This window comes from Pseudomonas congelans (genome assembly GCF_900103225.1).
In the GTDB taxonomy this organism is placed as follows: Bacteria; Pseudomonadota; Gammaproteobacteria; order Pseudomonadales; family Pseudomonadaceae; genus Aquipseudomonas; species Aquipseudomonas congelans.
On sequence record NZ_FNJH01000003.1, the window covers coordinates 168,621 to 182,379 of the forward strand.

9 protein-coding genes are annotated in these 13,759 nt (G+C 55.6%); 4 read left to right on the forward strand and 5 right to left on the reverse strand.

Annotated elements, in window-relative coordinates; all coding sequences use genetic code 11:
* Positions 1 to 172: 172 nt before the first annotated feature.
* From eprS to BLR20_RS12035, 3 genes are all read left to right on the forward strand, one after another.
* The gene (eprS, locus tag BLR20_RS12020; protein ID WP_054993495.1) at positions 173 to 3,178 is read left to right on the forward strand and encodes an autotransporter serine peptidase EprS; all 3,006 of its coding nucleotides are present in this window, start codon (positions 173 to 175) and stop codon (positions 3,176 to 3,178) included.
* 91 nt (positions 3,179 to 3,269) lie between these two features.
* Positions 3,270 to 6,386, forward strand: a complete 3,117-nt coding sequence (locus tag BLR20_RS12025) for an autotransporter serine protease (protein WP_054993496.1) — start codon at positions 3,270 to 3,272, stop codon at positions 6,384 to 6,386.
* Positions 6,387 to 6,846: 460 nt separating this feature from the next.
* Positions 6,847 to 7,137 (forward strand): hypothetical protein, encoded by a 291-nt coding sequence (locus tag BLR20_RS12035; protein ID WP_054993497.1) that lies wholly within the window; start codon positions 6,847 to 6,849, stop codon positions 7,135 to 7,137.
* Positions 7,138 to 7,189: 52 nt separating this feature from the next.
* Here BLR20_RS12035 and BLR20_RS12040 read toward each other — a convergent pair whose 3' ends face one another.
* Positions 7,190 to 7,774 (reverse strand): BRO-N domain-containing protein, encoded by a 585-nt coding sequence (locus BLR20_RS12040; RefSeq protein WP_054993498.1) that lies wholly within the window; start codon positions 7,772 to 7,774, stop codon positions 7,190 to 7,192.
* A gap of 509 nt (positions 7,775 to 8,283) precedes the next feature.
* Between BLR20_RS12040 and BLR20_RS12045 the strand changes: the two genes are divergently transcribed.
* Positions 8,284 to 9,168 carry an HNH endonuclease gene (locus BLR20_RS12045; RefSeq protein ID WP_235810002.1) on the forward strand — a complete coding sequence of 295 codons (885 nt, stop codon included), beginning with the start codon at positions 8,284 to 8,286 and terminating at the stop codon, positions 9,166 to 9,168.
* A 234-nt stretch (positions 9,169 to 9,402) separates the two neighbouring features.
* Here BLR20_RS12045 and BLR20_RS12050 read toward each other — a convergent pair whose 3' ends face one another.
* The 4 genes from BLR20_RS12050 to BLR20_RS12070 all read right to left on the reverse strand — a co-directional run bounded on the left by BLR20_RS12050 (position 9,403) and on the right by BLR20_RS12070 (position 13,701).
* Positions 9,403 to 10,584, reverse strand: coding sequence for a DUF262 domain-containing protein (locus tag BLR20_RS12050; protein ID WP_082429602.1), 1,182 nt, complete (start codon positions 10,582 to 10,584; stop codon positions 9,403 to 9,405).
* Positions 10,585 to 10,601: 17 nt separating this feature from the next.
* Positions 10,602 to 11,138, reverse strand: a complete 537-nt coding sequence (locus BLR20_RS12055; RefSeq protein WP_054993500.1) for a DUF262 domain-containing protein — start codon at positions 11,136 to 11,138, stop codon at positions 10,602 to 10,604.
* A 76-nt stretch (positions 11,139 to 11,214) separates the two neighbouring features.
* A complete protein-coding gene (locus BLR20_RS12060; RefSeq protein WP_054993501.1) occupies positions 11,215 to 12,462 on the reverse strand; it encodes a ribonucleotide-diphosphate reductase subunit beta in 1,248 nt (415 codons plus the stop codon).
* Between the two features lie 669 nt (positions 12,463 to 13,131).
* Positions 13,132 to 13,701: a GNAT family N-acetyltransferase gene (locus BLR20_RS12070; RefSeq protein WP_054993502.1), complete on the reverse strand. Its 570-nt coding sequence runs from the start codon at positions 13,699 to 13,701 to the stop codon at positions 13,132 to 13,134.
* Positions 13,702 to 13,759: the final 58 nt, after the last annotated feature.

Sequence of the window (13,759 nt, forward strand, 5' to 3'; positions counted from 1 at the left end):
TAATCTCAATAGATTCAAGCGCCTATCAGCGATATATATGTCCTGCGATGCGTTTTCCTTATGGTTTTAATCTTTGTAACAGATTTGAAACAAATAGGTTGCCAAGTTTCAAACTGCGGACTATGTTCTGGAATCGCTCAATCAAGAGCCAACCAGTATCAGGTGTGCAGGGATGCAAAAGTCGAAGTGCGTGAGTGTTGTCCGTTATTCGTTCAAGCCTGTAGCAACCGGCGCACTTTGTGCGCTGTCGTTTACGTTCGGCTGCTCGGCCTATGCTGACTATGTCGAGCAGGGCAAGCCAGGGGACGCTGCCAGTTGGCGTTCTGCAGAATTCCAGAGCGACTGGGGGCTGGGCCGTATCCAGGCTGATCAGGCTTACGCCGCTGGCATCACCGGGGCAGGCGTGAAGATCGGTGCGCTGGACTCGGGTTTCGACCCGTCCCACCCGGAAGCCACGCCGTCCCGCTACCACGCAGTCACCGCCAGCGGCACCTACGTTGATGGCTCGCCGTTCAGCATCACCGGTGCCATCAACCCGAACAACGACACCCACGGCACGCACGTCACCGGCACCATGGGCGCTGCGCGCGATGGCGTCGGCATGCACGGCGTGGCGTATAACGCGCAGATCTACGTCGGCAACACCAATCAAAACGACAGCTTCCTGTTCGGCCCTAACCCCGACCCGCAGTACTTCAAGGCGGTGTACGGTGCATTGGCCGATGCCGGCGTGCGCGCCATCAACAACAGCTGGGGCAGCCAGCCGGCCGATGTGACCTACGCCACTGAAGCGGGCGTGCGCGCTGCCTACGCTCAGCACTACAACCGCGGCACCTGGCTGGACGAAGCGGCGAATGTCTCGCGCAAAGGCGTGATCAACGTCTTCAGCGCAGGCAACAGCGGTTATGCCAATGCCAGCGTGCGGGCGTCGCTGCCGTATTTCGAACCGGATCTCGAAGGCCACTGGCTGGCCGTGTCGGGCCTCGACAGCAGCAACGGTCAACGCTACAACCAGTGCGGCCTGTCCAAATACTGGTGCATCACCATGCCCGGTCGGCTGGTCAACAGCACCGTGCCGGGCGGCGGTTACGGCATCAAATCCGGCACCTCCATGTCCGCGCCGCATGCCACCGGCGCGCTGGCGCTGGTGATGGAGCGCTTCCCGTACATGAACAACGAGCAGGCGCTGCAAGTGCTGCTGACCACCGCCACCCAGCTCGACGGTTCGATAACCCAGGCACCGACCAACAGCGTCGGCTGGGGTGTGGCGAACCTGGAGCGGGCGATGCGGGGTCCGGGCCAATTGCTCGGCACCTTCGACGCCAATCTGGGCGCAGGTTTGACGGATGTGTGGAGCAACAATATTTCCGATCAGGCGCTGATCCAGCGTCAGGCCGAGGACAGCGCCGAGCAGGCCACCTGGCAGCAGACGCTGATCAGCAAAGGCTGGCAGAACGGCGTTGCCAGCACCGCCAGCCAGCAGGATCAGGCCGATTACGCCACCGGCACCGCTCGCGCCGCCGCAGCGGCACAGCGTCAGTACCAAGGCAGCCTGATCAAATCCGGCTCGGGTCGACTGATTCTGCAGGGCGCCAATACCTATCGCGGTGACACGCAGGTCAACGGCGGTTTGCTGTCGGTCAACGGTTCGCTGGTGTCAGCCGTGCAGGTCAATGCGGGCGGCACGCTGGGCGGCAATGGCCAGATCGGCGGGCTGACGGCGCGCAACGGCGGTATCGTCGCGCCGGGTAATTCCATCGGCACATTGCAGGTCAATGGCGATGTGACCCTCGAATCGGGTTCGACCTACGCCGTGGAGCTTTCACCAACCGCCAGTGACCGCATCGTCGCTACCGGCAGCGCCACTGTGTCAGGCGCGAACATGACGCTGGCGTTGGAGAATGCGACGCCAGTGGCCTTGAATTCCGCACCGATCCAAAGCGTGGTAGGTCGCCAGTACAACGTGCTGCAAGCCGCCAATGGCATCAATGGCCAGTTCGGCAGCGTGTCCTCCAACTACGCCTTCCTCGGTGGCCGACTCGACTACGCGGCCACGGGCGTGGCACTGAACGTCGAGCAAACCGCGGCTTTCAACAGCGTGGCGCAAACCCCCAATCAGGCGGCTGTGGCGACTGCCGCCGAGCAACTCGGTGCCGGTAACGCGGTGTATGAAAACCTGCTGCTTACCCAGAGCGCTGCCTCGGCACGCGACAGCTTCCAGCAATTGTCCGGCGAAATTTACCCGGCGATCGGCAGCGTGTTGATCAACGACAGCCGTCAGGTCCGCGATGCCGTGGGCGAGCGCCTCGGCGCCAGCGTGTTCGGCACCGATGGCAACACTGCCGCACAAGACAACGTCTGGCTCAAGGCGCTGGGCGCCTGGGGCAAGACCGACTCGGGTGACGACACCGCGAGTTACACCACCTCGATTGGCGGGCTGCTCGCAGGTGTCGATGGCAACCTTGCCGATGACACACGTCTGGGTGTCGTTGCAGGCTACAGCGACAGCTCGTTGAACATGGGCTCCGGCACGCATTCCCGGGCTTCGGTGGACAGCTACCACTTGGGCGCGTACCTCGGCCATGAAATCGGCGCGCTGCGGCTGACCCTCGGCGCCGCACACAGCTGGCATCGCATCGACGCGCAACGCGATGTGCAGGTCGGCGGCGCAGCGGGCAAGGAGAAAACCAAACACGATGCGCAGAGCACCCAGGTGTTCACCGAGGCGGCGTATCGCATTCACCTGCAACCCGCGACGCTTGAGCCGTTCGCCAATCTGGCCTACGTCCACCTGAACACCGATGGCTTCACCGAGAAGGGCGACGCTGCAGCGCTGTCTGCCGGTAGCGACAACCGTGATGCGGTGCTGAGCACCCTGGGGCTGCGTGCCCTGAAGAGCATCGCGATCAGCGACCGTCAGAAGGTCGACCTGTCCGGCAGCCTCGGCTGGCAGCACAACCTGAGCAACACCGACTCCGAACAGCATCTGGCGTTTGCCACCGGTGGCAGCAGCTTCGGTATAGAAAGCTCGCCACTGGTGCGCGACGCCGCGCTGGTCGGTGCTCACGCCAGTCTGGCGTTGAGCAAGGAGGCGCGGATCAGCCTCGATTACAGCGGCCAGCTGGCCAGTCATGAGAAAAGTCACGGTATCGGCCTGAGCCTCAACTGGCAGTTCTAAGCAGTACGCAACCCTAAACCCAAAAGAACGACGCGCATGCAGATGCATGCGCGCGGAGATTCGTGCGCGTTAACTAAGGACGGTAATTTTCATGAAAGATGCATTCAACACCCGACACACCTCGGTCAAACCCCTGGGCCAAGCCATTCGGGCGATCAATCGCGCGTCCTGCGGCGCGCTCGCCTGCTACCTGGCGACACTGGGCGTGGCTCATGCCGCACCTTATGTGGAAGCGGGGCAGGCGGGCAATGCCGCCAGCTGGCGTAGTGCCGAATTCAACGCCGACTGGGGGCTGGGCGCGATCAACGCTGATCAGGCCTACGCCGCAGGCTACTCGGGCAAAGGCATCAAACTGGGCATCTTCGACCAGCCGGTCTATGCCCTGCATCCGGAATTCGACAGCCCCGACAAGGTGATCAATCTGGTCACCAGCGGCATCCGCGAATACACCGACCCGTACATCCCGGTGAAGGCGGGCGATGCTTTCCGTTACGACGGCGCACCGAGCCTGGACTCCGGCGGCAAACTGGGTAACCACGGCACCCACGTCGGCGGCATCGCCGGTGGCAATCGCGACGGCGGGCCGATGCACGGCGTGGCCTACAACGCGCAAATCATCAGCGCCGACAACGGCGACCCGGGCCCGGAAGACGGCATCGTGCTGGGCAACGACGGCGCGGTGTATCAGGCCGGCTGGAATGCACTGGTCAACAGCGGTGCGCGGGTCATCAACAACAGTTGGGGCATCGGCATCACCGACCGCTTCGACAAAGGCGGTCGCGATCCGGCGTTCCCGCACTTCACCGTGCAGGACGCGCAAGTGCAGTTCGACCAGATCCGCCAGATCCTCGGCACGCGTCCGGGTGGCGCCTATCAGGGGGCGATCGACGCGGCACGCAGCGGCGTGGTGACCATCTTCGCCGCAGGTAACGACTACAACCTCAACAACCCCGACGCGATGGCCGGGCTCGGCTACTTCGTACCGGAGATCGCCCCCAACTGGCTGACCGTCGCCGCCCTGCAACAAAACCCGGATGCCGCAGCGGCCGCTACCACGCCCTACACGCTGAGCACCTTCTCCTCGCGCTGCGGCTACACCGCCAGCTTCTGCGTCTCGGCGCCGGGCACGCGTATCTACAGCTCAGTGCTCAACGGCACCAGCCTTACAGACCTGACCGTCGGCTGGGCCAACAAGAACGGCACCTCGATGGCCGCGCCTCATGTCGCCGGCAGCATGGCTGTGCTGATGGAGCGCTTCCCGTACATGACCGGCGCGCAGGTCGCCGACGTCCTGAAAACCACCGCCACCGACCTCGGCGCGCCGGGCGTCGACGCGCTGTATGGCTGGGGCATGATCAACCTCGGCAAGGCAGTCAACGGCCCGAGCATGTTCGTTACCGAAGCGGACATTCCTGCCGAGTTTCGTATCGACGGCGCCTACGGCGACAGCCAGTTCGTGGCTGACCTGCCCGGCGTCGGAGCGATTGTCGATGCCGGCAAGCCGACCCAACGCACCTGCAGCGGGCCGCAATGCGGGCTCGACGTATGGAGCAACGACATCTCCGGCCACGGCGGCCTGACCAAACAAGGCATCGGCACCCTGGTGTTGACCGGGGCCAACAGCTACAGCGGCCCGACGCTGGTCAATCAAGGTCGCCTGGCCATCAACGGCTCGCTGGCCTCTGCGGTTACCGTCAACAACGGCGGCATTCTGGGTGGCAATGGCAGCGTCGCGTCGTTGACCGCCAATCAGGGCGGCACCGTCGCGCCGGGCAACTCCATCGGCACCCTGCAAGTGGCGGGCGACCTCAACCTGGCGCCGGGCTCGACTTACGCGGTTGAATTCTCGCCCACCGTCAGCGATCGCATCGTGGTCGGCGGCATCGCGACCGTGAGCGGCGCCAACATGGCCCTGTCTCTCGAAAACGACAACCCCGCACTGCTCAGCAGCAACCAGACCAGCAGCGTCCTCGGTCAACAGTTCAACGTGCTGCAGGCGGCTGGCGGCGTTCAGGGTCAGTTCGGTTCGGTGACCGATAACTACGCCTTCCTGGACGGCAACCTGGCCTACACCGGCAGCGGCGTGACACTGGCCCTTGCGCGTAACGGCGACAGCTTCGCCAGCGCGGCGCAAACGTCCAACCAGCGCAGCGTGGCCCAAGCCATTGAGCAACTGAGTGCGGGCAACCCGGTCTACGAGAGCATCATCCTCAGCCAGGACACTGCCAGCGCACGCCGTGCATTCACGCAACTGGCGGGCGAAGTGCACCCGGCCATCGCCACGCAACTGATCAACGACAGCCGTCAACTGCGCGACGCCGTGGGTGATCGTCTGCGCGTTGAAGGCTTGTACGACCAACCGGCACCGGGCAGTGAAGACAACTCGGTGTGGGTCAAGGCGCTGGGGGCCTGGGGCAAAAACAGCGGCAGCAGCGACAGCGCCAGCTCGACCTCGTCGCTGGGTGGCTTGCTGGCAGGCGTCGACGGCCTGATCAGCGAGCACACCCGGTTGGGCGCGATGGCAGGTTATAGCGACACCTCGCTGAGCCTGGGCGACGACACCCACTCGCGAGCCTCGGCAGATAGCTACCACCTGGGCGCCTACATCGGCCACGAACAGGGCGCACTGCGCCTCACCGCAGGCGCATCACACAGCTGGCACCGCATCGACGTGAAACGCGACCTGCAATTCGGCGCGTTTTCCGACCGTCAGAAGGTCAAGCGCGACGCCCAGTCGAGCCAGGTGTTCACCGAAGCCGCCTACCGCCTGAACCTGCAACCGCTGGCTCTGGAGCCATTCGCCAACCTGGCTTACGTACACTTCGACAGCGACAGCTTCACCGAAAAAGGCGGCGCCACGGCCCTCAAAGGCAGCGACGACACACGCGATACCGTGCTCTCGACCCTGGGCATGCGTGCCGGAAACCGCTTCAACCTCAACGACACCCAAAAACTCGACGTCTCCGCTACCCTCGGCTGGCAGCACAACCTGAGCGACACCTCGTCGGAACAACACCTGGCCTTCGCCGGCGCCGGTAACAGCTTCAACGTGCAAAGCGTCTCGATGGACCGCGACGCCGCAGTAGTCGGCGCCCGCGCCAGCCTGGCCCTGGGCAGGGACGCACGCATCAACCTGGACTACAACGGTTTGCTGGGTGCACGGGATAAAAACCACGGTGTAGGGCTGTCGCTGGATTGGCAGTTCTGATGTACGCCGCCTGCGGGGTGCAGTAGCCCCGCAGGCTCTCGCCACTTATCGTGTCCATCGCTCCATGTGACTATCGTGCCAATGCTCAGCGTTGGCACGCATTTCGTGACGCTCCGCGTCATATCCAAGCCATCAGGCAAATGCCTGATCACTCACAACTCCGGCTTCTGGCCGGAGGCCGTGGGGCGCACCGGTCGACGTTTCGCTGACCCGCTTCTGCCCGTAGGGCGTAGGAGCGAACTTGTTCGCGATCTGCCGGGAACCGGCAGCAAAACCTGTGTATACGTTACGTCCTTGGCAACCAAATCTCAGATTGGCCTAGCCATGCCTCATTGCCAAATAGGCTCACCGAACAACCCGAATCCCCAACAACCACCTCAACAAACAAAATTTGATGGCTCAATACCATCATGGTAAAACCTTGCAACAGACACTCGTCTGCACTCGCTAAGGAATAGCCATGAAAAAGACAGGGACAGGCCTCTTCGCCACACTCGCGTTGCTCTGCGCTTTCACCGTGCAGGCCAGAGAAACCCAGGTAACAGATACCTCAATCGTCAAAGCCATCATCCAGGAATCCATAGACAGCTACCCCGGCCGCTGCCCGTGCCCCTACAACTCTGCCCGCAATGGCAGTCAATGTGGCAAACGCAGCGCTTACAGCCGCAAAGGCGGCTACGCGCCCATCTGCTACAAGGATGACGTCAACAAAGAAATGATCAACGACTACCGACGCCGCCTGAAAGGCTGATCCGACTAGACACAATGGCCGTCACCCACACGTCACGGCCATCACCACGCATTCAACCCAGCCGAGAAGCAGGCAGCACTGCCCGCCACCAAGACCTGCCTGAACTGCGCGGCCGCGCCTCAACCTGCATCTGCGGATGCGCCAACAGCATCGGCATATCCCGCAACCGTATCCACGGCTCGCTGTGCCAGTGCAACAGACTCACCGACAACCCCGGCCACTGCAGCATGCTCAGGTTCGGCGTGCAGTCATCGAACGGCACCTGCCCATCCCGCAACGCAGGCACCACCTCATGGGTAATCCACTGCCGCAACCCGCGATTCTCCGCGTGATAGTGATGCACCATCATCGCGTACGCCCCTGACTCACTGACCATCAGCTCTGACTGTGCTTCGCCATGCAGGTCGAGCGTGATCATCCGGTGCTGGTCGGCGTCCAGCTTGCGCAGCGTCCGCTCGTTCAAAGGCCAGCCGATCATGCGACCCAGATCGCGGGCGCTGAACCAGGGTTGGTTTTCGAGGAGTAGGGCGAGGAGTTGGCGGTTGTGGCGGTGAAAGGGGGTTGGGGTGAGGAGTTTAGGTGCTTTAGCCTCGGCAGGGCGGGGCGTGTGATTGCTCACTAACCGGTTTTTAAACATTTACGATGATCTCTGTTTGATAGCTTCTTAGGGCTAAGGTGTCGGGAGCTAAGAAACCCCAAACAGAAGGCCGGACATATTCCCCTTGCAGGTCTTGTATTAGTCCACTCCCGACATGACAGAAAATTCAGGACGTGCAGCCGAAAGCCGCACGTACCAAAGCCGCATTGTATCGGAAGCGGTCATCCCGCTGTTTGAAGCGTTTCTTAGGCGCGGCACAAGTGTAGGCTCCGACTCGCATCGCTGCAACAAGCCACTCTGTAGGATATTTCTGAAAAAACTTCAAGTCTAGGTGTAGTCGTTCTTTACCTGTAGTGGTTATCTGTTTATCGTGTAGGAAACCTCCTGTAGGGTGCCATTTTTTCAATTAGGTCATTCACCTTCACAGGCAACAAAAGAGTATCCGCCCAAATTTAGGCGAGCCATAGGTATGCACAATGCGATATTGGTGGGTCAATCATAAGCAGACGTCCCAATATGAGATATCAGGCGGTTTTCTTTGGTCTCCGATGTATAAAGCTGACGGCAAGAGCAATTACTTTTACAATACTTTGCGACAAGCTTCACCTGGGGATCTTGTAATTTCATATGCAAACTCTCAGATTCGCTATGTAGGCTTAGTAACTAATTTTGCATCACCTGCGCCAAAACCCCCTTCATTTAGGCAGGCTGGTGAGAATTGGGACAAAAAAAATGGTTGGGTTTTACCTGTTGAATGGAGAGCTTTAAAAACGCCAGTATTTCCAAAGCAATATATAGAGGTTCTTAGAGATACATTGCCAAAAAAATATTCACCTATCAGTCCCGTGACTGGTAAAGGCCATCAAGGAGTTTATCTAACTGAAGTTGGCGAGCAGGTTTTTAATGTCTTAAAAGTGGGGTTTGTTTCTGAGCCTATTGCAGTTTTTTTTGACGAAAATAGAAAAGATAAAGTTCTCGATGATATTGATTTTGCCATCGAGAAAAATATATTGGTTGATCAGAGTCTTAGTGAAACTGTCAAGCAGGCAACTATTAGTGCGCGTAGAGGTCAGGGGTTATTTAGAAAAAGAGTATCTGAGTTCGAAAAGTCTTGCAGGCTAACTGGTGTAGATACACCCGAGCTATTGATTGCGAGCCATATTAAGCCTTGGAGAGTTTGTGAGACTGCAGAACAACGACTCGACGGTGCAAATGGATTATTGCTAACCCCTAATGCAGATCTATTGTTTGATCGTGGATTAATAAGTTTTGGTGACGATGGGGATGTCTTAATCTCTAATCTCATAAAGGAATTAGACTTAAGAAAACTGGGGGTCGAACAGGCGTGCTTGCAAAAAGTAGGTGGCTTTCATGATCGTCAGAAAATATATTTAGAATATCATCGTAAAAGAGTTTTTATAGGGGGCGTCTAACGCTTTGTTGGATGGAGGGGTGAGGTTTTATTTTAATATAATTTGTTGATTTTTCTTGGGTTGATATATGGCTTGTAATTTGCTTGTGTTTTTTTTGGTTTTTGATAAGCGTCAGGAATAATAAGGCTTTGTACGTTTTCCTAAGTTCTAGATTTTTAATTGCTGTGGGGTTTTGTTGTGGGGTAATTAAACTCAGCGTCGATTATCGATTATAATCGATGCTGAGTTTGATGTTTATACTTTGTCGATCGTGATTATAGAATTGTATAATTCATGTCCTAGAGCACTTGTTCTTTTGTCAATCTGCGTGTCTGTCCATACAGAGATTTTATTTTCTGAGATGTGTTTTGTTAGCGTTGAGACGGTTTTAAGTGCTGATTTATTGTAATAGGATAATTTTTTAATTAAGTTACTGTCTTTGGGGATGTTGTTGTTTATCTTGGCTGCTAGAGGGACTAAATTGCCTACTTTTCCCATGGCGTCACCTCCAAGACTTTGGTCCTGAATATGTTCTAACGAGAACTCGTCTAGCTTTAATTCATTGTTTCCTTGGTGGAATGCCTCTGCCTTCGAGAAAAGATACTGTATTAGTTTTTTGTCTTTCTCATATTCTTTGCAGAACCATAGGTTAGAAAAGCTTTCAATGAAGACAGTTTCACTAGGGAGTTTTTGTATCAGACTTTCTATAAGGTCGTTTAGTATTTTTTTGCTTTCATTTTTTGAGCCGGAAAAGCGTATTTCTTTAGCTGATTTAGCGTATTTTCCATCGAGACCTGATGCTCTGCTCGAGCAGACTGCAGTAAATATAAAGTGAAAATGCTCCAAAGATCTTAAGATTTGTATCAGATGTGTCGTATTTATGTTTTTTCGATTTTCCAACAGCGCCAGTAGAAATGGCCTAGTTTGAGTTACTTTAAAAAGATTCATGGCTGTCAAGCTTGAGTATATGCTTTTTTCGGCTTGTCCTTTCCAATCACTTTCTAATGGATTGCAAATTTTGTTGTACGTGCTAGCTTCAGATGTTAAAGCTTCTAAGAAAGTTTTTGGATCACCAATTTCTTTGGATTTAACTAAAAGCTTGAAGCTTTTGTAAATTCGATCCTCACTGGAATAACCATATTTTGAGTTCCAGTGGTGCCGAAAAAAAGTTTCTATATCGACAGGTATTTGCCGACTTCTCAATGATTCTCCCATTTTTTTCCAGGTGCTTTTTGTGTTGTCATGGGGATGAGTTCTTTTGAGGTTTTTAAATATCCAATTTTTTATGAGGTCCACAGAAGAAAGACTCATGCCGCGAGCATTTAGAGTCTCAAAAATTGAATATGCGTCATCCTCTTTTTTTACGTTTATATAAATAAATTTTAGATGATTAAGAGTCTGCTCCCTTACAGCTTTTAAGGAGTCTATGTATGTTATTTCTTTGAAGGTAGTAGTTAGTGATTTTTTTCAAGCTTTGTTTTGAAGAAGATGAAGGTATCATTTAAAAGTTTTTCTTCGTCGCTAGATGGCGTGCTATTGTTTTCAGGCTTTATGTATTGTATTTCATTTTGGAAAAAAGGCTTGGGGGTTTCGTTTATTAGCTTAAAGTATGTAGCTCCGTCATTGTCTGTGCCCTCTATATAGTTTTTATACAATGCTTGTCCGATGCTAGCTTCACCGGCTGTGTTAAAGGCTTCAGCCAAGGCGCGAAGTAATATAGTTAGCGTAGTTAAGCGTTGTTGTCCATCAACTATACTGTGTTCGAATGATGCGTCATCGCCTATTAAAACTAATGAGCCTATAAAGTAATCTTCATTTTTTAAAGATTTGCTGCCTTTTCTTAGTGGTGATATGCAGGCGGTGACGTCTTCCCAAAACTCTCCAACTTCCTCCTTTGTCCACGAATATTCTCTTTGGAAGCGAGGTACCACATATTTTTTATTAAGTGAGAAAATTTCGTTAACATTCTTTGTATACGCGTGTAATTCCATGGATATAATCCTAAAGAAAGGCCCCGTATTCTACGAGGCCTTAGGTGGTTTTATGAAGTTGCCACTATGTTATGCATCAATCCCAGCTCAACGCCCCACCAGTCTGATACTCAATCACTCTCGTCTCAAAGAAATTCTTCTCTTTCTTCAGGTCCATGATCTCGCTCATCCAAGGGAACGGGTTGGTCGTCCCTGGATACTCTTCCTTCAAGCCAATCTGGCTCAAACGACGGTTAGCGATGAATTTCAGGTAGTCCTCCATCATCGCTGCGTTCATGCCGAGTACGCCGCGAGGCATGGTGTCGCGGGCGTATTCGATTTCCAGCTGGGTGCCTTGCAGGATCATCTGCGTGGCTTCTTCTTTCATCTCGGCATCCCACAGGTGCGGGTTTTCGATTTTGATCTGGTTGATCACGTCGATGCCGAAGTTCAGGTGCATGGACTCGTCGCGCAGGATGTACTGGAACTGCTCGGCGACGCCGGTCATCTTGTTGCGGCGGCCCATGGAGAGGATCTGGGTGAAGCCGCAATAGAAGAAGATGCCTTCCAGTACGCAGTAGTAGGCGATCAGGTTGCGCAGCAGCTCTTTGTCGGTTTCGACGGTGCCGGTTTCGAACTTCGGATCGGAGATCGAACGGGTGTACTTCAGGCCCCAGGCTGCTTTTTTAGCGACCGACGGGATCTCGTGGTACATGTTGAAGATCTCGCCTTCATCCATGGCCAGCGATTCGATGCAGTACTGGTAGGCGTGGGTGTGGATCGCCTCTTCGAAGGCCTGGCGCAGGATGTACTGGCGGCACTCCGGGTTGGTGATCAAACGGTACACGGCCAGTACCAGGTTGTTGGCAACCAACGAGTCGGCAGTGGAGAAGAAGCCCAGGTTGCGCATGACGATGCGGCGCTCGTCGTCGGTCAGGCCTTCCGGGTTTTTCCAGAGGGCGATGTCGGCGGTCATGTTGACTTCTTGCGGCATCCAGTGGTTTGCGCAACCGTCCAGGTACTTCTGCCAGGCCCAGTCGTACTTGAAAGGTACGAGCTGGTTGAGGTCGGCGCGGCAGTTGATCATCATTTTTTCATCAACGGCGACGCGGGCGGCGGCGCCTTCGAGTTCGGCCAGACCTTCAGCAACGTCCAGTGCGTCCAGCGCTTTCTTGGCACGGATCAGTGCAGCGGAGTCGGCGGCGGTTACTGCGCGGGCTTCCTGTGCAGCCAGGCCACCGGCGCTGTCGAGGCGGTCCATGTTGGCTTCGTTGGCATGACCGGCGTTGGTCGCTTTGGCGACTACTTCGCCGTCTTCCTTATCGAATTCGTCCCAGCTCAGCATGGTGTACGTCTCCTGCCTGAGGGGTTGCCTGTGGCACCCCTGTTGGATTTTCAAAGTATGGGCTGCCAGCGTCGCGCTGAACGTGCGCTGGCAATGGAATTTTTTACTCGGGGTCTGTTGTCGCGATCGGCCGGCTTATGAGTGTGCCGGTCGCTCTTTGAATGTGCTGCCGAGGCTGTGCCTCACAGGCGAGCAGATCGAAAACTCGAGGTTGCTTTCAGACAAGCCAGGTTTGCTTTTGCAAATGGTCATTTGAGTACCCTTGAGCGAGCGCGGATTATACAGATTTTCTCCGGCTCTTGTGCGTGCGTGACTGACTTTGATGCGGGAATTACACCTGTTTTTCGATAGTCTCGCCGTCCGGTGAACCGGCTCGTGAATGCTCGATGTCGAGGCGTAAATCCCTTATGTAGTGTTTTTTTCGAATCTGGGGCGCAGCATATAGTGATGCGAGAATTGCTGCAATCGGCCCGGCAAGGAGATTCGAGGTCATCCTTCAGGATGTGATGTGCGTCAATGCATCCCTGCTGCATGCAGATCGGGGGCTGTGAAGGACAAGGGCTGATCGCAGGCATGGGATCGGCCTGAATGACAGGCGACGAATGGTTATGGGCGGTGCAATTGTGCATCGCTCATAACCGGCGCGTTGGTCATGCCTGACGTGCTCGCTCACAGCGCCAGAATATACTCATGAAAAACTCTGGGCCCGTGTTGTTCATCCTTGAAACGGGTGAAGCCTATGCTCGTGGCCAGCCCGTCCATAGCCAGATTTCCGGACGCGTCCATCGACGATATTTTGCTGAAACCCTCACTCGTCGCCGTTTCCATGAGGTGCCTCATCGACGCTGTCGCCACGCCGCGACGTTGCCAGCTTTCGGAAACCGCAATGGCAAACTCGCAATGAGCATCGCCTTCATAGGCACCGTAGCGCGCTACGCCGATTTCGGTCAGCTCATCGTTTTCAAAGGCCAGTGCGATGTAGGCCACGCGATTGTGCAAATCGACGTCCATAAGTTGATCGTGCACTTTTGCATATTTGCTGAACGACCCCAGAAAGCGAAAATGCGCCATGCCCTTTCCCAGGTCATTCAGGAAGGAGAACTCTCTGTCACGGTCCTTATCCGCCAACTGACGAATCAGCATCGGGGTGCCATCGCGTAGCTTCTCGACCCAGAACCCGTCGACCAGATCGTCAGTGTCTTCGTTGAAGCGTTTGAGGATGTCTGCTGTGTAGGGCATGCGAGTAGCTCCGGATGAAAGAGGGGAATGTCCATTGCAGCCTGGTCCGGCCAACGCA

Bases quoted from the DNA above. Each gene is read 5' to 3' on its own strand.
- BLR20_RS12040 (WP_054993498.1), bottom strand. From the start codon at position 7,774: ATGTTTAAAAACCGGTTAGTGAGCAATCACACGCCCCGCCCTGCCGAG.
- BLR20_RS12055 (WP_054993500.1), bottom strand. From the start codon at position 11,138: ATGGAATTACACGCGTATACAAAGAATGTTAACGAAATTTTCTCACTT.
- eprS (WP_054993495.1), top strand. From the start codon at position 173: ATGCAAAAGTCGAAGTGCGTGAGTGTTGTCCGTTATTCGTTCAAGCCT.
- BLR20_RS12035 (WP_054993497.1), top strand. From the start codon at position 6,847: ATGAAAAAGACAGGGACAGGCCTCTTCGCCACACTCGCGTTGCTCTGC.
- BLR20_RS12025 (WP_054993496.1), top strand. From the start codon at position 3,270: ATGAAAGATGCATTCAACACCCGACACACCTCGGTCAAACCCCTGGGC.
- BLR20_RS12060 (WP_054993501.1), bottom strand. From the start codon at position 12,462: ATGCTGAGCTGGGACGAATTCGATAAGGAAGACGGCGAAGTAGTCGCC.
- BLR20_RS12045 (WP_235810002.1), top strand. From the start codon at position 8,284: ATGTATAAAGCTGACGGCAAGAGCAATTACTTTTACAATACTTTGCGA.
- BLR20_RS12070 (WP_054993502.1), bottom strand. From the start codon at position 13,701: ATGCCCTACACAGCAGACATCCTCAAACGCTTCAACGAAGACACTGAC.